Genomic DNA, 21218 nt, shown 5'->3' with positions numbered 1-21218 from the left:
GGATCAGCCCGGGCGGAAGCGCGTCTCCAGCAGCGCCTCCAGCCCGAACTGGGCGAGCAGTTCCTGGAGCCGGGCCGCGGCGCTGGCTTTGCGCTGGCCGGTACGGCGCGCAATGATCAGCTCGTTCTTCAAACTGTGCTCCCAACCCACCAGCTCGGTGACAGTGACCTGGTAACCGTTGGCCTCCAGATAGAGGCAGCGCAGGACGTTGGTGAGCTGGCTGCCGATCTCGCGCGTGTGCAGGGGATGGCGCCAGAGTTCGGCCAGGGGCGTGCGCGAGAGCGACAGCGCCTTGGTCTGGCGCAGGCAGGCCGCGACCTCGGCCTGGCAACAGGGCACCAGCACCATGAAGCGTGCCTGCTTCGCGAGTCCGAATGCGATGGCGTCGTCGGTGGCGGTGTCGCAGGCATGCAACGCGGTCACCACGTCGACCTGGGCCGGCAGCTCTGCCGCGTCGGCGGATTCGGCCGCGCTGATATTGAGGAAGACCATGCGGTCGAAGCCCAGCCGCCTCGCCAGCGCGCGCGATTTGTCGACCAGGTCGGCCCGCGTTTCGATGCCGTACACCCGCCCCCCGCCGCGCGGGCCGAAGAACAGGTCGTAGAGGATGAAGCCGAGATAGGACTTGCCGGCGCCGTGGTCGGCCAGGCTGGCGTGCGCGCCCTCCTCCGGCAGCTCGAGCAGCAGCTTCTCGATGAACTGGAACAGGTGGTAGACCTGCTTGAGCTTGCGGCGCGAGTCCTGGTTGAGCCGCCCTTCGCGCGTGAGGATGTGCAGTTCCTTCAGCAGCTCCATCGACTGGCCCGGGCGCAGGACCTCCTGCAGTTCGGCTTCGGCCTTCGAGGCCTTGGCGACGGCCTTTCCGTTCATCGCGGCGCTCCGCCCGGCCCGACGTCCAGGGCCGACCAGCCCTCGGCGCCGAGCTGCTGCAGGATCTGCATGTTGCGCCCGAAGATGGCCTGCGCATCGGGAAAGGCCTCGACGGCGCGGCTCACGCTGTCCTCGCGCAACAGGTGCAACGTCGGGTAGGGGGCGCGATTGGTCGCATTCGTGATGTCTTCGGGCTCGGTTCCGGCGAACTGGAAACGCGGATGGAAGCTGGCCAGCTGGAACTCGCCCTCGAAGCCCGCACGCGCCAGGCGGCGCTCGGCACGGGCGGTGAAATCGTTGAAGTCCAGGAAGTCGGCCAAGGTGTTGGGTGCGATCAGGAGGGTGGTGTCGCGCTCGGAAGCGCCGCAGGCCGCCAGCGCGCGCGCCTCGTCGAGCAGGGCGTCGATCAAGCCGCCCTGCTCGTCCTGCAGGTACAGCGCATAGTGGATCTGGCCTCGCGCATGCACGGCCTTGGCGAAGGGGCAGAGGTTGAGGCCGATCACGGCACGCTCGATCCAGCGCTGCGTGTCCGCCCGTGCTTGCTCGGCAGTGATGAGAGGATGGTTGTTCATGTCGCGGTGCCCGTACGGGATCTTGCGGGCGCCACGCGCGCCGCCAGCGCCAGGCCCGCCATGGAGCAGGCGAGGGTCACGACCCAGGTCCATTGCCAGCCCCCGGCCCGATGGGCAATCCAGGCGACCACCGGCGGGGCGATGAACTGGCCGAGCGAGGAGGCCTGCTGCATCATCCCCACGGTCGTCGAGACCGTCGAGGGACCTGGCGCAAGCCGGATGGAAAGCATGAAGAGCGTCGCCGGAATCATTCCGCCGGCCAGCGAGAACAGGCACACGGCGAGGTAACGCAGCGCGGGCGGCAGGCTCGCGGCGCTCCCGGCCGGGCCGATCTGGGCAAAGGCCGCGACGCTGCCCAGCGCCATCGCGACGAAACCCCAGCGCAGCAGGCGCTCGGGCGCGACGCCGTGCTGCAGGAAGCGGCCGCCGCTGACGTTGCCGACGATGTTCATCGCGGCGGCGAGCGCGGTCAACGCCGCGTTCCAGGCGGCCGGCACGCCGGCGTCGGCATAGATCGCGGGCAGAAAACCGATCACGGCCATCCATTGCGAGGAATAGACGGCGAAGGCCGATGCCAGTGTCCAGGGGCCGCTGGAGCGGGCCGTATCGAACAAGCGCGCCGACCAGCGCGAAGACGAAGGCGTTCCCGGCGCGACGGGTGGCCGCCTGTCCGCCGGCACGACGAGCAGCACCCACAGCGCCACGGCAGCCGAGACCAGGGACAACACCCACCACCAGCCCGGCCAACCGCCCCAGGCGATCAAGGCCGGACCGAGCAGGAGCGCCAGCGCCACGCCCAAGGGCATGTAGGCGCCCCAGAGGCCGAGGGCCTTCTTCTCTGCGCTCGGCGGCGCGAGCGAGCGGATCAGCCCGGGCCCGGGCATCACCGCCAGCAGGAAGCCCAGGCCTTCGAGCGCGCGCAGGGCGAACAGCCAGCGAACGGCGCTGGGGCCGGCATCGGCCGTGCTCCCGACGAGGCCGCCGAGCACGCTCGCAACGGTCACCACGGTCAGGCCTGTCAGCATGCTGCGCCGCAAGCCGATGGCGTCGGCCATCAGGCCGAACACGATGCCCAGGCACATGCCCGCGACCTGCACCAGCGACAGCAGGAATCCCGCTTCGACCAGGTCGATGCCCAGCGTCGCCTGCAGCGCCGGCACTGCCGGCGGCAGCTTGCCCAGGTGCAGGGCCGCGGCCACGCCGGCCAGCACCACGGCCAGCGCGGCGGCGGGGATGCGTGCATGCGAAGACATGGCGCTCATTCGCTCCACGGCCGTCCCGTGATGCGTTCGTGCTCGCGGATCGCGAAGCGGTCCGTCATGCCGGCGATGTAGTCGGCCACCGCGCGATGTCGATCGTCGCGTTGCGCATAGGACGCCGGCATCTGCTGCGCATCGTCGATGTAGGCCGCGAACAGCTCGCGCACCACATCCTTCGCCCGGCTCGTGGTTTGCATGACGCGCGGATGCCGATAGAGGTTGCTGAAGAGAAACTGCTTCAGCTCGGTGGACTGGGCGCGCATGGTCTCGCTGAAGAGCACCAGTGGCGCGGCACGGCGCACCGCGTCCGCATCGGCGGGCGCCGTCGCCTCGAGCGCGCTGTGCGTGGCGTCGATCACGTCGTAAACCTGAGCGCTCAGCATGCGGCGGATGGCTTCGTAGAGCACGCGCCGGCCCTGCAGCTGCGGATGCTCGTCGAGCGTCTCGCGCAGGTAGCGGCTGAACAGCGCGACCTCGCCCAGCCGTTCGAGGCCGATGAGCCCCGAGCGCACGCCGTCGTCGATGTCATGCGCGTTGTAGGCGATCTCATCGGCGAGGTTGCACAGCTGTGCCTCGAGACTCGGCTGCGTGCGATCGCGGAAACGCCGCCCTACCCCGCCCGGCTCGGCTGTCTCCAGGCGCTCGGCATTGGCGCGCGAGCAATGCTTGAGGATGCCCTCGCGCGTCTCGAAGCTCAGGTTGAGCCCGTCGTACTGTGGATAGCGATGCTCGAGCGCATCCACCACCCGCAGGCTCTGCAGGTTGTGCTCGAAGCCGCCGTGTTCCGCCATGCAGGCATCCAGCGCGTCCTGCCCCGCATGGCCGAAGGGCGTGTGGCCCAGGTCGTGCGCCAGTGCAATGGCTTCCACCAGGTCCTCGTTGAGGCGCAACGAGCGCGCAATGGAGCGGCCGAGCTGGGCGACCTCGAGGGAATGCGTGAGGCGGGTGCGGAACAGATCGCCCTCGTGGTTGAGGAAAACCTGGGTCTTGTAGACCAGTCGCCGGAAGGCCGTGGAATGAACGATGCGGTCGCGGTCTCGCTGGAAGGCGTCGCGCGTGGGGGCCGGCGTCTCGGCATGGCGCCGGCCGCGGGACTGCGCCGGATGGCTGGCGTAGCGTGCCAGGCTCATCGCCCTGCTGCCCGATTCAGTCCGCACAGCACTGCGCCAGCACCTCGCGCACCACGGCGTCAGGGGCGCTGCGCATGACGGCCGAGCCGGGCTTGTCGATCACCACGAAGCGGATCTCGCCGGCTTCCGATTTCTTGTCGATGCGCATCAGCTCTAGGTAGCGCTCGGCGCCGAGCGCGGGGGCGGTCACCGGCAGGCCCGCCCGCTCGACCAGCGCCGACAGCCGCTGGACAAAGGCCGCATCGACGCCGCCGAGGCGTTGCGACAGATGGGCAGCCAGGATCATGCCGCATCCGACCGCTTCGCCGTGCAGCCAGCGGCCGTAGCCCATGCCGGCCTCGATGGCATGGCCGAAGGTGTGGCCGAAGTTCAGGATCGCCCGCAAGCCGGTCTCGCGCTCGTCCTGCCCTACGACCGCGGCCTTGATCTCGCAGCTGCGCCGGACCGCATGCGCCAGCGCCGCCGGGTCTCGGCCCACCAGCGCTTCGATGTTCGCCTCGATCCAGTCGAAGAAAGCCATGTCGTAGATCGGGCCGTACTTGATGATTTCGGCCAGGCCCGCGCTGAGCTCGCGCGGCGGCAGCGTGGCCAGCGTGGAGAGGTCGCACAGCACGAGGCGCGGCTGGTAGAAGGCGCCGATCATGTTCTTGCCGAGCGGATGGTTGATCGCCGTCTTGCCGCCCACGGACGAATCGACCTGCGCGAGCAGCGTGGTGGGCACCTGGACGAAGGGCACGCCGCGCATGTAGCTGGCTGCGGCGAATCCGGTCATGTCGCCCACCACCCCGCCACCGAGGGCGAAGAGCACCGTCTTGCGGTCACAGCCATGACTCAGCAAGGCGTCGAAGATCAGGTTCAGCGTCGGCCAGTCCTTGTGCGTCTCGCCGTCGGGCAGTTCCAGCAGATGCACGGCCCGGAAGCGGCCGGCCAGCGTCCGGCGCAGGGCTTCGCCATAGAGCGGCGCCACGGTGGTGTTGGTGACGATCAGGGCCGTGGCGGCTGCGGGCACGGCATCGAAATGAGTTGAGTCGCCGAGCAGGTCGCTGCCAATCAGGATCGGATAGCTGCGCTCGCCGAGCTGGATCTCGACGCATTCGGGGGAGGCGGACACTCGCATGGCTCCGAGTTTAGGCGCACGGCGCCCAGACCCCGGCTCAGCCCGGCGGATCGCTTTGGGAGCCGGGGGGTATGAGGCCGGCCAGCTCCAGCTGCATCACGATGATGTTCACCAGCATCGCGACCGAAGGCCGGCCGGTCTCGACCACGTCGTGGGCGGCCTCGCGGTAAAGCGGATCGCGGGCGCTGTAGAGCTCGTGCAGGCGGCCCAGCGGATCGGCCACCTGCAGCAGCGGCCGCTTGACATCGTGGCGAAGGCGCCTGAACAGGTCCTCGGGCGAGGAGCGCAGGTAAATCACGTGGAAGTTCGTATGCAGCTGGACCCGATTGGCCTCGCGCAGCACGGAACCGCCACCGGTCGACACGATGCCCTGGGCCGACGCCGCGAGCTCGGTGATCACGGTCTGCTCGAGGTCGCGGAAGCTCTGCTCTCCCTCGCGCTCGAAGTAGTCGCGGATGGAACAGCCAATGCGCCGCTCGATCAGGTCATCGCTGTCGATGAAGGGGAGCTGGAGCCGTTGGGCCAGGCGCCGGCCCACCGCGGATTTTCCGGCGCCGGGCAGACCGACGAGTGCGACCGCCACGCGGTGCTGCGAACGCCCGCGCGCTTCAGCGCGCGGCGTTACGGTCGGTAATCATCTTCGGGGTGATAAAGACGAGCATTTCGGTCTTGTTGGCAACGCGATTGCGTGTGCGGAACAGCGCCCCGACATAGGGCACTTCACCCAGCACCGGCACGCGCGATTCGTCGCTGGTTTCGGTGAGCTCGAAGATACCACCGATAACCACGGTTCCGCCGTTCTCGACCAGCACCTCGGTCTGCACGTGCTTGGTGTTGATAGCGAAGCCCGCGGTCGTCGCCTGGCCGACCGTGTCCTTGTTGACGTCCAGTGTCAGGATGATGTTGCCCTCGGGCGTGATCTGCGGCGTGACTTCGAGCTTGAGGTTGGCCTTGCGGAAGGCGATCGAGGTGGCACCGCTGGAGGTGGCGACCTGGTAGGGCAGTTCCGTACCCTGCTCGATCAGCGCCTTGGTCTGGTCGGCCGTCACCACGCGGGGGCTGGACACCACCTTGCCCTTGCCGTCGGCTTCGAGGGCCGAGATTTCCAGATTCAGCATGCGCGAGAAGCTGGAGTTGAAGAGCGAGATGGCGAAGGTTCCCGGCGCGTTGCCGTTGCCGGACACGCCGGTCGAGGGCAGGTTCACGAAATTCGAGTTCGTGAAGGTGGTGAGCGCGCTGGCCGGGGTGGTCGCGGTGGCCGCCGTCACGACGGGGATCGCACCGATGTTGCCGAACACCGGGCGGCCGTTGTTGGAGCCCACCGAGCCGCCGGCGAGGCCGCCGCCCAAACGGACGCCCAGGTTTTTGCCGAAGGTGTCCGAAGCCTCGACGATGCGCGCCTCGATCAGGACCTGACGCACCGGCACGTCGAGTTTCTGGATCAGCTCGGCGACCTGCTGGAGGCGGGAGGGGATGTCCGACACGAAGAGCTGGTTGGTGCGCGATTCGGCGATCACGCTGCCGCGCGGGCTCAGGATGCGGGTGGTGGTGCCGGAGCCGCCGCCGCTGGCCTGGCCGGTGCCCGTGAGGCCCTGCGCGATCGTGACCGCCTTGGTGTAGTTCAGCTGGAAAGACTGGGTGCGCAGCGGCTCCAGGTTCTGGATCGCGGCTTGCGCCTCGAACTCGAGCTTTTCCTTGGCGTTGATCTCGTCCTTGGGCGCGATCCACAGCACGCTGCCGTTCTTGCGCATGCCCAGGTTCTTCGCCTGCATGATGATGTCCAGGGCCTGGTCCCAAGGCACGTCCTTCAGGCGAAGGGTCAGCGCGCCGGTCACCGAATCCGAGGTCACGATGTTGAAGTTGGTGAAATCGGCGATCACCTGCAGCAGGGAGCGGATCTCGATGTTCTGGAAGTTCAGCGACAGCTTCTCGCCGGTGTAGCCCACGCCTTGGGTCAGCTTGGTCGGGTCGACCTTGCGCTGGCGCACCTCGACCACGAACTGGTTCTCGCTCTGGTAGGCGCTGTGCTCCCAGTCGCCCTTGGGCTCGATGGTCATGCGCACGCGGTCGCCGGCCTGCTGGGTCGTCACGGTCTGCACGGGGGTGCCGAAGTCCGAGACGTCGAGGCGGCGGCGCAGGCCTTCGGGCAAGGTCGACTTGGTGAATTCCACCACCAGGTTGCGGCCTTGCTGACGGATGTCGACGCCCACCTGGTTGTTGGCTAGGTCGACCACCACACGGCCGGTGTTGTCCGAACCCAGGCGGAAATCGACGTCGCGCAGCGGCAGGGTGTCGCGGTTGCGGTTCTCGGCGAAAGCCTGCGGGGTCGAGGCGACCAGCGCGGCACCGGGAACTGGCTCCAGCGACACCAGGAGCGACTTGCCCTGGATCTCGGCCTTGTACGCCGTGGCCTGCTTGAGGTTCAGCACCAGGCGCGTACGCTCACCGGCCTGCACCACATTGATGGAGCGAAGGTTGCCCTGGTTGACGTCGATCGCCGAGCGGCCGATGGCATTCGTCACGCCCGGGAAGTCGAGCGCGATGCGCGCCGGCGTCTGGATGGCGAAGCCCGTGGGCGCCGCGGCCAGCGGTTGACTCAGGTCGATCCGGATGACTTCGGCGCCCGATTGCATCGAGGTGGTGACCGACTCGATCGCGTTCTGCGCATGTGCCGCCGCGACCGCGCCGAGCGCGAGCAGGCTGACACCGACCACGCGCAGCCACTGCGCGAACCTTGAATTCTTGGGTTTCATTTCGACCTCTCTTGCAACTGCAGCGTCGCCACGCGTTCGATCCATTCACCGGCGGCGTCCTGCACGATTTCACGCAAGCCGAGTTCGGTTTCGCTGATACGGGTGATGCGCCCGTAGTTGAGTCCCAGATAGTTCCCCACCCGAACCTGGTAGAGAAGCTTGTCGACGGTGACCAGGGCCACCGGCTGTCCATTGCGGTTCATGCTGCCCACCATGGCCATCGAATCGAGCGGGAAAGCCTCCAGCGCTTCCTTGCGGCGTGCCAGCTCCGGCGCGATGAGGCCCGAAGTGCTCGGCTGGGCCGAATCACGGCGCAGGGCCTGCGTGAGCTTCTGCATGTTGAAGGGCTCGAACGCGTTGCCTTCGGTGTAGGCCTGGGGCGTGAACTTCTTGGGCTCCGTGATGGGCGGCACGGTGGGGCGCACCTGCGCCCGCTGCTCGGCCATCCACTGCTGAAGTTCATCCTGTTCAGAGCCGATGCAGCCGCTCAGGCCGACGGCCGCTGCACCGATGCACAGCACAAAGGCAAGCCTGCTCATTTCTTTTGTGCTCCCGCCGCGGCGCGCTTCTGCGCCGCCTGCTCTTCCTCGTCCAGATAGCGGAAGGTCCGCGCCGTGGCGTCCATCGTCAGGACGCCGTCTTTACCGGGCGTGACGGCCAGGTTGTTCAAAGTCACGATGCGCGAGAGATTGGCGACGTCTGCGGCGAAGGCACCCATGTCGTGGTAGCGCCCTGTGACGCGCACGGCGATCGGCAGCTCCGCGTAGTAGTCCTTCACGACGATCTGCCCCGGACGGAACAGCTCGAACTGCAGACTGCGGCCGAGGCCGGCCTGGTTGATGTCGGAGAGCAAGGCATCCATCTCGGCCTTGCTCGGCAGTTGCTTTTCGAGCAGCGTCACGTACTGCTGCACCTGCTCGCGCTGCTTCTTGAGCAGCTCGAGATTGGCGGCCTGCCCCACCTTCTTCTGGTAGTCGGCCCGGAGCGTGATTTCCTTGGCCCGCTCGGCCTCGAGCTCATCGTTCGAATTGGTGAGCCAGACGAACCAAAGGGCCACCAGGACCAGAGCAGTGACCACCACGCACAGCGCGTAGCGCGGCATCGGTGGCCAGACCGAAGGATCGTTCGGATTCAGCCCCCGGAACTGGTCGCCGAAGCGCTGCAGGGCGGCGCCGATGTCGATGTTGGAGGATGCGCGTTGGGTTGCCATGATGACGCTCAGCCTTTGCCTGCGGCCGATGTCGCCGCGCCTGCGCCGGTCGCGGCCTTCTGCGCATCGGTGGGCCGCTTGAGCCCGATGCGCATCGTGAAGTTCGCCACGCGACGCTGGTCGCGCGCGCTCAGGTTGACATTGCCGGAAGTAATTTCGATCAGCTCCGGCTTGACCAGCCAAGGGCTGTTGTTGCCCAGGTTGCGCAGCAGTTCCGAGACCCGCTCGTTGGACTGCGCTTGGCCGAGAAGCGTGACGGTCTGGTTGTCCTGCTTCATGCTCGTCAGGTAGACGCCATCGGGCAGTTGCCGCACGAGTTCGTTGAGCAGGTGCACGGGCATGTTGCGGTCGCCCTGCAGGTCCTCGACGGCCTGCTGGCGGGCGCGCAAGGCGGCGATTTCGGCCTGCAAGGTAGAAATTTCCTTGATCTCGGCCTCGAGTTTCTTGATCTCGGCCTGGAGGAAGCTGTTCTTGCCCTGCTGACTGGAGATCTGGGCCTGGTACCAGAGATAGGCGCCGCCCGCGATCAGGAAGCCCGCCACGGCCGAGGCACCGAGGGTGGCATAGAAGGTTTCGCGCCGGCGCTTGCGTGCAGCTTCCCGGTGCGGGAGCAGGTTGATCAGGATCACTGCAGGAACCTCCGCATGGCAAGCCCGCACGAGGTCAGGTATGAGGGTGCCTCGCGCCGGACCTTCTTCTCGCGGATGCCGCTGCCGATCTCCATGCCGTCGAAGGGATTGACCAGCGAGCAGGCGAAGGAGGTCTGCCGCGTCACGGCACTGGTAAGGCCCGGCAGCGCGGCCGAGCCGCCGGCCAGCAGCACGTAGTCGACGCGGTTGTGCGGCGTACTGGTGAAGAAGAACTGGAGCGCCCGCGCGATTTCCTGCGCGATGCTCGCCACGAAGGGCTTGAGCACGCCCGAGCCGTAGTCGTCCGGCAGGTCGCCGCTGCGCTTCTTGGTCTCCGCCTCTTCGGCGGAAAAGCCGTACTGCCGCACGATCAGCTGCGTGAGCTGGGCGCCACCGAAGGCCTGGTCACGGTCGTAGAGCACTTCCTGGTTGCGCAGCACCTGCATGCTGGTGGTGAAGGCGCCCACTTCAAACAGGGCCACCACCGCGTCGCGGCCCTGGCCGGGCAGTTGCTCGATCAGCCGCGCCGTCGCCAGTCGCGAGGCATAGGACTCGACATCGAGAATCACGGCCTTGAGGCCGGCGGCTTCGGCCAGGCCCTGGCGGTCTTGGACCTTTTCCTTGCGCGAGGCGGCGATCAGGACCTCGACATCGCCCGCCGCGCTGGCACTCTGGCCGATGACGCAGAAATCCAGGCTGACCTCGTCGAGCGAGAAGGGGATGTATTGATTGGCCTCGGACTCGACCTGGATCTCGAGCTCCTGCTCGCTCATGCCCCCAGGCAGGACAATCTTCTTCGTGATGACAGCCGAGGGTGGCAGGGCCAAGGCAGCGTTCTTGGTTCGGCTGCCGCTCTTGCGCACGGCACGACGGACCGCCTCGGCCACTTCATCGAATTTCTCGACGTTGCCATCGGTGATCCAGCCGCGCTCCAGTGGCTCGATCGCGCAACGTTCCAGAATCAACTTGCCGCTGGCGTCGCGGCCGAGCTCGACCAGCTTGACACTGGAGGAGCTGACGTCCAACCCGAGCAGAGGCGCGGGTTGACGGCTAAACAGCGATCCCAAAGCAGCCAAGTTATATCCCGTTGTGTTTGTAACGATTGGAAATATTTGCGTGTGGTTGCATGCTATCAGGACGTGTAGCGCCAACCAAGCGCCTTGGCCCCAACTGTGGCACCAAGCGTTGTCAAAAGGGAACGTAACAGCGCCGATTCACAACTTACGTCACAAATGCGAGTACTTGGGTTTTATCTGGCTTCAATGAGCCGCCCGGAGGGGCTCGCTTTTTATAATTGCGGCTGACTTCACCCTCGCTTCATGCCCGAAAAAACTCGCCCCAACGGGCCCGCCAAGACTCCCCCGCCTCCTCAGCGCCCTGCCTGGCTGACTTGGCTTCTGCGCTTCGTGATGTGGGGACTGGGCATCGCCGCGGCCGGTGCGGTGTCCATGATCTGCGTGGTCGCCGTGGCCCTGGCCGTGGCCTATCCGAACCTGCCGGACATCTCCGAGCTGGCGGACTACCGGCCCAAGCTGCCGCTCCGGGTGTTCTCCTCCGAAGGCATCCTGATCGGCGAGTTCGGCGAGGAGCGCCGCAACCTGACGCCCATCGCGACCATCCCCAAAGTGATGAAGGACGCCGTGCTGGCCGCCGAAGACACCCGCTTCTACGATCACGGCGGGGTCGACTACAAGGGCTTGCTGCGCGCCGGAATTGCGAACATGAACCGCGTGAAGAGCCAGGGCGCCTCCACCATCACCATGCAGGTGGCGCGCAACGTCTATCTGAGTTCCGAGAAGACGCTGACCCGCAAGATCTACGAGGTCCTGCTCACCTTCAAGCTCGAGCACCTGCTCAGCAAGGACCAGATTTTTGAGATCTACCTCAACCAGATCTATCTGGGCAATCGCGCGTACGGCTTCGCGGCCGCCTCGGAAGCCTATTTCGGCAAGCCGCTCAAGGACATCAGCATCGCCCAGGCTGCGATGCTCGCCGGCCTGCCGAAGGCGCCGGGCGCGAACAATCCGGTCAACAATCCGACGCGTGCGCGCGGGCGCCAGCTCTATGTGATAGACCGCATGCAGGAAGCCGGCTTCATCACCGCCGAACAGGCGGCCGAGGCCAAGAAGGAAGAGCTGCACTTGCGCGACGGCGCCGACCCCACGCGTCTGCATGCCGAATACGTGGCGGAGACCGTGCGCCAGCTGATGTACGCGCAGTACGGCGACAGCACCTACACCCGCGGCCTCAAGGTCTACACCACACTGGTGGCTGCCGACCAGGCGGCAGCCTACAAGGCGCTGCGCAAGGGCATCATGGACTACGAGCGCCGCCAGATCTACCGCGGCCCCGAGAAGTTCGTCGACCTGCCCAACGATCCCAAGGAAGTGGACGAGGCCGTCGATGACGCGCTGGCCGAGCATCCCGACAACGGCGACGTGATGTCGGCCGTGGTGCTCAAGGCCAACGCCAAGGAAATCAACGCCGTGCGTGCCAACGGCGACACCGTGCAGATCATCGGCGAGGGGCTGCGCCCGGCGCAGTCGGGCCTGTCGGACAAGGCACCGCCCAACATCAAGATCCGCCGCGGCGCGGTGATCCGCGTCGTCAAAACGCCGAAGAACACTTGGGAGATCACCCAACTGCCCGAGGTCGAGGGTGCCTTCATTGCGCTCGATCCACGCGATGGCGCCGTCAAGGCCATGATCGGCGGCTTCGACTTCGACAAGAACAAGTTCAACCACGTGACGCAGGCCTGGCGCCAGCCGGGCTCGAGCTTCAAGCCCTTCATCTACTCGGCGGCACTGGAGAAGGGCTTCACGCCCGCGACGGTGGTCAACGACGCGCCGCTGTTCTTCGACGCCGGCACCACCGGCGGCCAGCCTTGGGAACCCAAGAACTACGACGGCAACTTCGAGGGCCCGATGTCCCTGCGCCGCGCGCTCGCCAAGTCCAAGAACATGGTGTCTATCCGCGTGCTGCAGTCGATCGGCACGCGCTACGCGCAGGACTGGATCGGCAACTTCGGCTTCGAGCGCGAGAAGCATCCGGCCTACCTGCCGATGGCGCTGGGTGCCGGCGCGGTCACACCGATGCAGATGGCAACCGCGTACTCGGTGTTCGCGAACGGCGGGTATCGCGTCAATCCCTACCTCGTGACGCGCATCACCGATCACAAGGACAAGGTGCTCGTGGAAACGCAGCCGCCGCTGCTCAACGAGACCATGCGCGCCATCCCGCAGCGCAACGCCTTCATCATGGACAGCCTGTTGCAGGAGGTGGCCCGCAGCGGCACCGCCGCCAAGGCGCAGGCCACGCTGAAGCGCCCCGATCTGTACGGCAAGACCGGCACCACCAACGACTCGCTGGACGCCTGGTTCGCCGGCTTCCAGCCGACGATGGCGGCGGTGGCCTGGATGGGCTACGACACGCCGCGCAAGCTCGGCGACCGCGAGACCGGCGGCGGCCTGAGCCTGCCGATCTGGATCAGCTACATGGAGACCGCCATCAAGGGCGTGCCGGTGACGGAGCTGACTGCCACGGCCCCGTCCGGCGTGGTCAACGTGGGCGGCGAGTGGTACTACGACGACTATGCGCCGGGCCGCGGTGTCGCGAATCTCGGCGTCGAGGCCGGCCCGACGCAGCCGGTCGAGGCGATTTCTGGCGCGCCGATCGGTGCGCCGCCGCCGCCGGAAGAGCGCAACCGCATCCTCGAGCTCTTCCGCAACTGATCGCCTTCAGCCGGCCGAGAACTGCAGCGGCAGACCGGCCTGCGCGCTCGCCTCGCGCGACAGCTGGCCGAAGAACTCCTCGCGGGTCTTCGTATCCACCCACGCGCGGCCGTCATGCCGGTAGTGGTAGCCGCCGGAGCGCGCGGCCAGCCAGATCTCCTGCAAGGGCTTCTGCAGATTGATGATCAACTGGCTGCCGTTGCGGAAGGTGATGGTGATCATGCCCCCCACGCGCTGGTTGTCGATATCGGCATCGGTCGCATCGTTGATGCGGTCGCAGCCGCGTTCGATGGCGGCCAGCACGGCCTCGGCGCAGTCCATGTACTCGGGATCGGTCATTACAATTTCGTCATGCTGAATGTTCGTCAAATTCTAGTGAGCGCGATTGGCCTCGCGCTCGTCGGGGTCGCACTGGTGGGCTGCGGCCAGAAGGGTGCGCTCTACCTGCCTACGGATCCGGCCGCGAAGAATCGCGCCACGCTCCCGGGCCTGCTCATGCCCGGCTCGGGCAGTGCAGATGATGCTACGAGTTCCGGGGGAGCGGCCGCGCCCGCCCCTGCCGCCGCCAGCAGTGCGCCCGCGACCAGCGAAGGAACGAAGTGACGAACCCCGAACGCCTCCCCGGGCATCCCCACATTGCCTACCGGAACGGCACGCTGCACGTCGAGGGCGTGGCGTTGCGAGACGTGGCCCGCGAGCACGGCACGCCGCTTTTCGTCTATTCGAAGCAATGGATGCTCGACGCGCTGGCCGCCTACCAGCGCGGCTTCGAAGGGCGCGACGCGCTGGTCTGCTATGCCATCAAGGCCAACTCCTCGCTGGGCGTGCTGCGCGTCTTCGCCGCGGCGGGCTGCGGCTTCGACATTGTCTCCGGCGGCGAGCTCGCGCGCGTGCTCGCGGCGGGCGCCGATCCGGCCAAGGTGATCTTCTCCGGTGTGGGCAAGACGAAGCAGGAGATGCGGCAGGCGCTGGCGGCCGGCATCGGCTGCTTCAACGTGGAGAGCGAAGCGGAGATCGACGTCCTCAACGCGGTCGCGCTCGAAACGGGGCACCGTGCCGCGATCAGCGTGCGCATCAATCCCAACGTCGATCCGAAGACGCACCCCTATATCTCCACCGGCCTGAAGGGCAACAAGTTCGGCATCGCGCATGACCGCGCGCTCGCCATCTACCGACATGCCGCGTCGCTGAAGGGCCTGCAGGTGGTCGGCATCGACTGCCACATCGGCTCGCAGATCACCGAGGCCGCGCCCTACCTCGAGGCGCTGGAGCGGGTGCTCGACCTGGTCGAGGCTATCGAGAAGGCCGGCATCGCGCTGCATCACCTGGACTTCGGCGGCGGCCTGGGCATCGACTACAACGGCGACACGCCGCCCGCGGCCGATGCGCTGTGGCAGCAGCTGCTCGCGCGCCTCGACGCACGTGGCTTCGGCAAGCGCCGGCTGATCGTCGAACCCGGACGTTCGCTGGTGGGCAATGCCGGCGTCTGCGTGACGGAAGTGCTCTACACCAAGCCGGGCGAGGCCAAGAACTTCTGCATCGTCGATGCGGCCATGAACGACCTGCCGCGGCCCGCGATGTACCAGGCCTTCCATCGGATCGTCCCCATCGCCCCGTGCCAGGGCGAGGCCGTGAGCTACGACGTCGTCGGGCCGGTCTGCGAGAGCGGCGACTGGCTCGGCCGCGACCGCGCGCTCGACGTGCAGGCCGGAGACCTGCTGGCGGTGCTGTCGGCCGGTGCCTATTCGATGGCGATGGCCAGCAACTACAACACCCGCGGCCGCGCGGCCGAGCTGCTGGTCAGCGGCAACGGCGCCACGCTGATCCGCCGCCGCGAGAGCATCGAGGACCAGCTGCGCAGCGAGCAGTTCGACGGCGGCTGAGCGCCCTCACTTGCTCAGCTGCACCCGCCCGGCCGGTACGGGCCGCGGCGCTCTCTTGTTCCGCGCGAAGTTCCAGACCCGCCAGCCCAGCAGCGCCGCGATGATGGCGGCATAGACGAAGACTTCGGCGAAGTCGTTCTTCCCCGCCCGCATCCAGAAGAAATGCAGCAGGCCCAGGCCGGCGATCACATAGACCAGCTTGTGCAGCGTCTGCCAGCGCTTCGCGCCCAGCGCCTTGATCGCGCGGTTGAACGAAGTGGCCGCGAGCGGCGTGAGCAGCACGAAGGCCGTGAAGCCCACCAGGATGAAGGGTCGCTTGGCGATGTCCTTGGCGATCTCCTGAATGTCGAAGCCCATGTCGAACAGGCTGTAGCTCAGCAGGTGGACCACCACGTAGAAATACGCGAACAAGCCCAGCATGCGGCGAAAGCGCGCCAATGCGTTGGTCTTCGTCATCACGCGCAGCGGGGTGACCGCCAGCACGATGCAGATGAAGCGCAGCGTCCAGTCGCCGGTCGAGCGGATCAGGTACTCGGCCGGATTGGCGCCCAGTCCGTCGGTGAACGCGCCCCAGGCCAGCCAGGCAAAGGGCAGCAGGCACAGCACGAACACCGCCGGCTTGGCGGCCGGGTGAAGCAACAGCTTGTTCATGATGGGCTCAATAGAACTTCTTCAGGTCCATGCCGGCGTAGAGCTGGCCGACCTGCGCCTCGTAGCCGTTGAACATCAGCGTCTTGTGGCGCTTGGCGAACAACCCGCTGCCGTCGCCGATGCGCCGCTCGGTCGCCTGGCTCCAGCGCGGATGGTCGACGTTGGGATTGACGTTGGAGTAGAAGCCGTACTCCTGCGCCGCCGCCTTGTTCCAGGCCGTCCCCGGCTCCTTCTCGACGAAGCGGATCTTGACGATCGACTTGGCGCTCTTGAAGCCGTACTTCCACGGCACCACGATGCGCACCGGCGCGCCGTTCTGGTTGGGCAGCACCTCGCCGTACATGCCGAAGGTGAGCAGCGTCAACGGATGCATCGCCTCGTCCATGCGCAGCCCTTCGGCGTAGGGCCAATCGAGGACGCGCGAGCCGACGAAGGGCATGGTCTTCGGGTCGGCCAGCGTGACGAACTCGACGTACTTGGCATTGCCCTGCGGCTCGACCCGCTTGATGAGTTCGGCCAGCGAGTAGCCAACCCACGGGATCACCATCGACCAGCCCTCGACGCAGCGCAGGCGGTAAATGCGTTCCTCCTGTGCGCTGAGCTTGATCAGGTCCTCGATCGAGTACTTGCCAGGCTTCTTGACCAGCCCCTCGACCTCGACGGTCCAGGGCCGGGTCTTCAGCGTGCCGGCGTTCTTGACCGGATCGCCCTTGTCGGTGCCGAACTCGTAGAAGTTGTTGTAGCTGGTGGCGTCCTTGTGTTCGGTGAGCTTCTCCATGGTCTGCGCACCGGCCACCGCCGACTTCTCGCCTTTCAACGCAGCCAGCTTGCCCGGCGCGGCGGCCTGGGCCAGTGCCTCACGCCCGGCCCAGGAGGCGATGGCCGCGCCGGCGACGCCGCTGGCCAGCAGCTTGAGCATGTCGCGCCGCCCTTCGTAGGCCGCGCGCGGTGTGATCTCGCTCGGATGCGGATGGATGAAACCCTGGTCCTTGGATCGAATCAACATGAATCGCCTTTCGCGTGTTTTGTCGTACTGGGATCTATTCGTTCCCAATGCTGATTCGGTTACGCACCGGGCGTTCAATCGGTTTCACCCGGCCACCGCCCCGTGGCAGGCGCGCGCTACAGGGTCCCGTAGCTGTGCAGGCCGCTCAGGAACATGTTGACGCCCAGGAAGGCGAAGGTGGTCACCGCCAGCCCACCCAGCGCCCACCAGGCCGCCACGGTGCCGCGCAGGCCCTTGACCAGGCGCATGTGCAGCCAGGCCGCGTAGTTGAGCCAGACGATCAGCGCCCAGGTTTCCTTCGGGTCCCAGCTCCAGTAGCCGCCCCAGGCATCGGCCGCCCACAGCGCACCCAGCACGGTGGCGATGGTGAAGAAGGCGAAGCCCACGGTGATGGACTTGTACATCACGTCGTCCAGCACCTCGTTGGCCGGCAGCCGTGCCGCGATGCGCTTGCGGCCCAGCAGGATGCCGGCGGCGATCAGCGCCGAGATGGCCGCGTAGACGAACCAGTAGCTGCCGCCGGCCTCCTGCACCCGCTGGCGGAAGGCCACCGGCACGAAGCACAGCGCCACGCCCAAGAGCCACATCGGCGTGAGCTTGTACCAGCGCGTCTCCTGCGCCTGCTCCTTGATGAGGTAGGCGAAGGCGACCATTGCCGCCAGCGCGAAGGTGCCGTAGCCGATGAAGTTGGCCGGCACGTGCAGCTTCATCCACCAGCTTTGCAGGGCCGGCACCAGCGGCTGGATCTCGTGGGCCTCGCGTACCAGCGTGTACCAGAGCAGGAAGCCGACCGCGGCGCTCACCACCAGCATCACGAAGGCGCCCAGCGCGCGCGTGCCGTAGCGCGATTCGAAGTACAGGTAGAAGGCCGCCGTCAGCCAGCAGAACAGCACGAAGACTTCGTAGAGGTTGCTGACCGGGATGTGGCCGATGTCCGGACCCAGCTGGTGGCTTTCGTACCAGCGCACCATGGAGCCGATCAGCGCCATCGTGACCGCCGCCCAGGCCAGGCGCGAGCCGATCAGGTCCATGGCGTCGGCCTGACGGCCGCCGAAGAAGCCGATCCAGTAGAACAGCGTGCTCATGAAGAAGAGCACGCTCATCCAGAGGATGGCCGACTGGCTGGACAGGAAGTACTTGAGCCAGAACACGGTGTCGGCGCGCGCCAGGTCGCCCTGGTAGGAGACGATGCCCAGCAGCGCCGCCGCGGCCACCACGATGGCCAGCACGCGCAGCGGCCGCCAGAACCAGCCCAGCCAGATGGCGAAGGGCACGGTCGCCAAAAGGATGACCTTCTCGTAGATGTCCATCGCGCCCGCATAGCGCGAGAAGGCGAAGAGGCCACCGGCCACGACCAGCGCGGCGAACACCCAGTCGAAGGCGTTGCGGCGCGAGAACCAGCTCTCGTTGAGCGTGAGGGTGGTGGTGTTCATGATCCACTGTCCTTCCTGAGGGCGAGCAGCCTGTCTTTCAGGCGCTCGAATTCGCGGTCGCTGTCGATGGTCTTGCGGTTGACCGAGTAGGCCATGGTGGCCGCCGTGCCGCCGGCGCCCGCGTCCTTCGCGAGCCACACCCAGAGCCTGCGCTCGCGGACGTACAGCATGGCAAAAATGCCCACGATCAGCAACAGGCAGCCCAGGTAGACGATGTTCTTGCCGGGGGCACGGGCGACCTGGAACACGCTGGCCTGCACCTGTTTGAAGTCGGTCATCATCATCGCCACCGGCGCGGGGTAGAAGTAGGCGTCGCTGGCGGCCAGCACCGCCTGCGTCAGGAAGGCCTGTGCCTTCTCGTCGGCCGGCAGCGCCGCCAAGCCTGCCTGCTCGCGGCTGAGGTTCAGCACCTCGAACAGCACGTCGTTGAGGATGCGCACCAGCACGGCGCCGGCCCGCTCCCGGTCGGCCTCGGGCACGTTGGCCTCCATGAATTCGGCGATCGCCTGCCAGCCGCCGCTGCTCACCGCGTCGGCCTTGGCGCGCTCGGCGCCCGCGAACAGCGCGAGTGCGCGGCCGGCCGAGATGCGCAGCTGCCCGGCCAGCTCGGGCCGCTTGGGATCGATGCTGCGCGCGATGTAGCGCTCGATGGCACGCGTGCGGATGTCGGCGTCGGCCAGGGCCGCGCGCATGCGCACGAAGCCGTCCATCGAGCCCTGCTCGTCGGCCGGCACGCGCAGATAGCGGAAGGGCTCCTCCGGCCGCTCGCGCATGCCGAGCAGGAACACCGGCTGGCCGTCGCCGGTATCGACCGGCACCATGTAGTTCTGGTACTCGCGGGCCTGGCCGGCGGCGTCGCGCAGCTTGTAGCCGATGCTCGGGCCGATGTTGCGCAGCACCTTGGGCTTGTTGGTCTTGTTGGCCGCACCCAGGCGCGACTCGATGTCGTTGCGCAGGTCGACCTTGCGCACGTCGGCGCCGCTCGTCATGGCGCCGGCATCGCCGAAGTTCTCGACGTTGATCACGCGCAGCGCCGTGTACTCCAGCGTCAGCCGCTCGCTGCCGTTGGTGATCTCCGAGCTGTTGCCGATGATGCCCTCGATCTCGAAGGGCTTGGATGCGGCCGCCATCGGCACGGCCTTGAGCTTCACGCTGGAGCCGCCATCGTCGAAGCTGGACTGGTAGATCTCGATGCCCTTGTAGCTGGCCGGATGATTCACCTCGATGCGCGCCGGCACTTGCTGGCCGGTCGCGCGGTCATGCAGCACCACCTCGCTGGCGAACAGCTTGGGCATGCCGGTCGAGTAGTAGTCGACGATGAACTTCTTCAGCTCGATGGAGAAGGGCAGGTCCTGCAGCAGCACGCCATCGGCCTGGTTCAGGATGGCGACGCTGCCCTGGCCGCCCTCGGGCACGAGGATGTTGCCGCGGAAGGTGGGATTGTTGGGTGACAGGCGATGCTGCGGCGCCACATCGGCGATCAGCCCGCCGCCGGTGTAGACGCTCTTGCCGTTGAACCAGGTCTGGGCGCGCACCACGAGGTCACCGTCGAGCAAGCCGCCCAGGCACACCAGCACGATGGCGCCGTGCGCCGCGATGTAACCGAGCTTGTGGGCGCCGCCCGCGCGCGCAGCCACCATCCAGCCGTCGCCATCGCGGTGCTGCAGCTTGACCTTCCAGCCGCCGCCCGCGAGCAGCTGTCCGATGCGGTTGGCCGCGCCGTCCGGCGACTCGTCGAGCCGGGTCTCGGCGCGCTGGCCGAAGGCACGCAGGCTCTGGACGCGGATGCTCTCCTTGAAGTTCTTCAGGTCGGCAAGGATGCGCGGCGTGTTGCGCGCGATGCACAGCGAGGTGCTGATCACCAGGAAGGCCAGGATCAGCAGGAACCACCAGGCGCTGTAGATGGAATCGAGCTGCGCCGCGCGGAACACCTCGGCCCAGAAGGGGCCGAACTGGTTGACGTAATTGTTGACCGCCTCGCGCTGCTTGAGCACGGTGCCGATGATGGAGGCGATGCAGATGACCGTCAGCAGCGCGATCGCAAAGCGCATCGACGACAGCAGTTCCACCGCCGCGCGGACCGCGTGGGGACCGCGGCGCACGCGTAGACCGTGGGTGGAGACTGCTGACATGGAAGCGATCGGTGGAAAGCAAAAAGGCGGGCCATCCTCGCTGGATCGGCCCGCCCTGTTGGGGTTTTTTATCGGCGGTTAGTTCACGCTGGCGCCGGGGGCATCAACGCAGGCCGGCTATGTAGTCGGAAACGGCCTTGATCTCGCGGTCGTTGAGCTTGGCGGCCACGCCGGTCATCTGCAGGCTGTTCTGGCGGGTGCCGTCGCGGAACTGGTTGAGCTGGACCGTGGTGTAGTCGGCATGCTGGCCGCCCAGGCGCGGGTACTGGGCCGGGATACCGGCGCCGTTCGGGCTGTGGCAGCCGGCGCAGGCGGGGATCTGGCGCTCGCCGATGCCGCCGCGGTAGATCTTCTCGCCCAGGGCGACCAGGTCCTTCTCTTTCGAGAAGCCGGTTTTGACCTTCTTGGAGCCGACGAACCAGGCGACGTTGCGCATGTCCTCTTCGGACAGGGCCGCGGCCAGCGGCTTCATGATCGCGCTCTTGCGCTTGCCGGACTTGAAGTCCTGCAGCTGCTTGAGGATGTATTCGGGGTGCTGTTGCGCCAGCTTGGGGTTGGCCGCGATGGCCGAGTTGCCGTCGGCGTTGTGGCACGAGGCGCAGCTCTGACTGTTGGCCGGGGTGTTGTTGAAGATGGTGTCGCCCTTGGCCGGATCGGGCTTGGCGGCCTTGGCGGGGGCCGCGGCGGCAGCGGGCTTGCTTGCCGGATCGTCGGCCGCGAAGCTGGCGCTGGCGGCGGCGCCCATGAGGGCTGCAAGCAGGAGACGGGCAAACAACTTCATATCGGGGGCTCTGGATTTATGGCGCAAAACCGCGCGATTCTACAATGGCGCCCCGCAACCG

The 21218-nt window shown here is 66.9% G+C and carries 19 protein-coding genes; 2 read left to right on the top strand and 17 right to left on the bottom strand.

Annotation, left to right across the window (positions count from 1 at the left end; genetic code table 11):
• Window positions 1-3 precede the first annotated feature (3 nt).
• The 11 genes from GXN78_RS19895 to GXN78_RS19845 are packed head-to-tail and all read right to left on the bottom strand — an operon-like array spanning window position 4 to window position 10616.
• Window positions 4-870, bottom strand: a complete 867-nt coding sequence (locus tag GXN78_RS19895) for an SAM-dependent methyltransferase (protein WP_106555033.1) — start codon at window positions 868-870, stop codon at window positions 4-6.
• Window positions 867-1442 (bottom strand): DUF1415 domain-containing protein, encoded by a 576-nt coding sequence (locus tag GXN78_RS19890; protein WP_106555034.1) that lies wholly within the window; start codon window positions 1440-1442, stop codon window positions 867-869. Before GXN78_RS19890 ends, GXN78_RS19895 begins: the two co-directional genes overlap by 4 nt.
• On the bottom strand, window positions 1439-2704 hold the full coding sequence (locus GXN78_RS19885; RefSeq protein ID WP_106555035.1) for an MFS transporter: 1266 nt from the start codon (window positions 2702-2704) through the stop codon (window positions 1439-1441). Before GXN78_RS19885 ends, GXN78_RS19890 begins: the two co-directional genes overlap by 4 nt.
• Complete coding sequence (locus tag GXN78_RS19880; RefSeq protein WP_106555036.1) at window positions 2701-3831, bottom strand: deoxyguanosinetriphosphate triphosphohydrolase; 1131 nt, start codon at window positions 3829-3831, stop codon at window positions 2701-2703. The genes GXN78_RS19885 and GXN78_RS19880 overlap by 4 nt, the downstream gene beginning before the upstream one ends.
• A 16-nt stretch (window positions 3832-3847) precedes the next feature.
• Complete coding sequence (aroB, locus tag GXN78_RS19875) at window positions 3848-4942, bottom strand: 3-dehydroquinate synthase (protein ID WP_239142773.1); 1095 nt, start codon at window positions 4940-4942, stop codon at window positions 3848-3850.
• A gap of 43 nt (window positions 4943-4985) precedes the next feature.
• Window positions 4986-5531, bottom strand: a complete 546-nt coding sequence (locus tag GXN78_RS19870; protein ID WP_106555038.1) for a shikimate kinase — start codon at window positions 5529-5531, stop codon at window positions 4986-4988.
• A gap of 25 nt (window positions 5532-5556) precedes the next feature.
• Entirely contained in the window at window positions 5557-7701 is a 2145-nt protein-coding gene (gene pilQ / locus GXN78_RS19865; RefSeq protein ID WP_106555039.1) for a type IV pilus secretin family protein, read from the bottom strand.
• A complete protein-coding gene (locus tag GXN78_RS19860; protein ID WP_106555040.1) occupies window positions 7698-8240 on the bottom strand; it encodes a pilus assembly protein PilP in 543 nt (180 codons plus the stop codon). The genes pilQ and GXN78_RS19860 overlap by 4 nt, the downstream gene beginning before the upstream one ends.
• The gene (locus tag GXN78_RS19855; protein ID WP_106555041.1) at window positions 8237-8911 is read right to left on the bottom strand and encodes a type 4a pilus biogenesis protein PilO; all 675 of its coding nucleotides are present in this window, start codon (window positions 8909-8911) and stop codon (window positions 8237-8239) included. The genes GXN78_RS19860 and GXN78_RS19855 overlap by 4 nt, the downstream gene beginning before the upstream one ends.
• Before the next feature lie 8 nt (window positions 8912-8919).
• Window positions 8920-9540, bottom strand: a complete 621-nt coding sequence (locus GXN78_RS19850; protein WP_106555042.1) for a PilN domain-containing protein — start codon at window positions 9538-9540, stop codon at window positions 8920-8922.
• Window positions 9537-10616 (bottom strand): pilus assembly protein PilM, encoded by a 1080-nt coding sequence (locus GXN78_RS19845; protein WP_106555043.1) that lies wholly within the window; start codon window positions 10614-10616, stop codon window positions 9537-9539. The genes GXN78_RS19850 and GXN78_RS19845 overlap by 4 nt, the downstream gene beginning before the upstream one ends.
• 243 nt (window positions 10617-10859) lie before the next feature.
• Here GXN78_RS19845 and GXN78_RS19840 point away from each other — a divergent pair, with 243 nt between their 5' ends.
• Entirely contained in the window at window positions 10860-13271 is a 2412-nt protein-coding gene (locus tag GXN78_RS19840) for a penicillin-binding protein 1A (RefSeq protein WP_106555044.1), read from the top strand.
• Between the two features lie 6 nt (window positions 13272-13277).
• On the opposite strand, the gene cyaY is transcribed toward GXN78_RS19840, so the two are convergent.
• Window positions 13278-13610, bottom strand: a complete 333-nt coding sequence (gene cyaY, locus GXN78_RS19835; RefSeq protein WP_106555045.1) for an iron donor protein CyaY — start codon at window positions 13608-13610, stop codon at window positions 13278-13280.
• Window positions 13611-13870: 260 nt separating this feature from the next.
• On the opposite strand from cyaY, the gene lysA reads away from it, so the two are divergent.
• Window positions 13871-15154 carry a diaminopimelate decarboxylase gene (gene lysA / locus GXN78_RS19830; protein WP_106555047.1) on the top strand — a complete coding sequence of 428 codons (1284 nt, stop codon included), beginning with the start codon at window positions 13871-13873 and terminating at the stop codon, window positions 15152-15154.
• 6 nt (window positions 15155-15160) lie between these two features.
• Here lysA and GXN78_RS19825 read toward each other — a convergent pair whose 3' ends face one another.
• The 5 genes from GXN78_RS19825 to GXN78_RS19805 form a co-directional block, all read right to left on the bottom strand.
• Window positions 15161-15805, bottom strand: coding sequence for a protein-methionine-sulfoxide reductase heme-binding subunit MsrQ (locus GXN78_RS19825; RefSeq protein ID WP_106555048.1), 645 nt, complete (start codon window positions 15803-15805; stop codon window positions 15161-15163).
• Between the two features lie 7 nt (window positions 15806-15812).
• On the bottom strand, window positions 15813-16811 hold the full coding sequence (msrP, locus tag GXN78_RS19820; RefSeq protein WP_106555049.1) for a protein-methionine-sulfoxide reductase catalytic subunit MsrP: 999 nt from the start codon (window positions 16809-16811) through the stop codon (window positions 15813-15815).
• 116 nt (window positions 16812-16927) lie between these two features.
• A complete protein-coding gene (ccsB, locus tag GXN78_RS19815; RefSeq protein WP_106555050.1) occupies window positions 16928-18244 on the bottom strand; it encodes a c-type cytochrome biogenesis protein CcsB in 1317 nt (438 codons plus the stop codon).
• Window positions 18241-20376 carry a cytochrome c biogenesis protein ResB gene (locus GXN78_RS19810; protein ID WP_106555051.1) on the bottom strand — a complete coding sequence of 712 codons (2136 nt, stop codon included), beginning with the start codon at window positions 20374-20376 and terminating at the stop codon, window positions 18241-18243. The genes ccsB and GXN78_RS19810 overlap by 4 nt, the downstream gene beginning before the upstream one ends.
• Before the next feature lie 103 nt (window positions 20377-20479).
• Complete coding sequence (locus GXN78_RS19805; protein ID WP_106555052.1) at window positions 20480-21157, bottom strand: c-type cytochrome; 678 nt, start codon at window positions 21155-21157, stop codon at window positions 20480-20482.
• Between the last annotated feature and the right edge of the window lie 61 nt (window positions 21158-21218).

The organism is Variovorax sp. WS11 (genome assembly GCF_010499245.1).
Lineage (GTDB): Bacteria > Pseudomonadota > Gammaproteobacteria > Burkholderiales > Burkholderiaceae_C > Variovorax.
Note: the sequence above shows the minus strand (reverse complement) of the source record. Positions and strands in the feature narration are given on the sequence as shown.

Coding starts and splice junctions, on each gene's coding strand:
- GXN78_RS19855 (WP_106555041.1), bottom strand. CDS start 8,911: ATGGCAACCCAACGCGCATCCTCCAACATCGACATCGGCGCCGCCCTG.
- ccsB (WP_106555050.1), bottom strand. CDS start 18,244: ATGAACACCACCACCCTCACGCTCAACGAGAGCTGGTTCTCGCGCCGC.
- msrP (WP_106555049.1), bottom strand. CDS start 16,811: ATGTTGATTCGATCCAAGGACCAGGGTTTCATCCATCCGCATCCGAGC.
- GXN78_RS19895 (WP_106555033.1), bottom strand. CDS start 870: ATGAACGGAAAGGCCGTCGCCAAGGCCTCGAAGGCCGAAGCCGAACTG.
- GXN78_RS19885 (WP_106555035.1), bottom strand. CDS start 2,704: ATGAGCGCCATGTCTTCGCATGCACGCATCCCCGCCGCCGCGCTGGCC.
- GXN78_RS19805 (WP_106555052.1), bottom strand. CDS start 21,157: ATGAAGTTGTTTGCCCGTCTCCTGCTTGCAGCCCTCATGGGCGCCGCC.
- cyaY (WP_106555045.1), bottom strand. CDS start 13,610: ATGACCGATCCCGAGTACATGGACTGCGCCGAGGCCGTGCTGGCCGCC.
- GXN78_RS19890 (WP_106555034.1), bottom strand. CDS start 1,442: ATGAACAACCATCCTCTCATCACTGCCGAGCAAGCACGGGCGGACACG.
- GXN78_RS19880 (WP_106555036.1), bottom strand. CDS start 3,831: ATGAGCCTGGCACGCTACGCCAGCCATCCGGCGCAGTCCCGCGGCCGG.
- GXN78_RS19840 (WP_106555044.1), top strand. CDS start 10,860: ATGCCCGAAAAAACTCGCCCCAACGGGCCCGCCAAGACTCCCCCGCCT.
- GXN78_RS19810 (WP_106555051.1), bottom strand. CDS start 20,376: ATGTCAGCAGTCTCCACCCACGGTCTACGCGTGCGCCGCGGTCCCCAC.
- GXN78_RS19860 (WP_106555040.1), bottom strand. CDS start 8,240: ATGAGCAGGCTTGCCTTTGTGCTGTGCATCGGTGCAGCGGCCGTCGGC.
- pilQ (WP_106555039.1), bottom strand. CDS start 7,701: ATGAAACCCAAGAATTCAAGGTTCGCGCAGTGGCTGCGCGTGGTCGGT.
- GXN78_RS19825 (WP_106555048.1), bottom strand. CDS start 15,805: ATGAACAAGCTGTTGCTTCACCCGGCCGCCAAGCCGGCGGTGTTCGTG.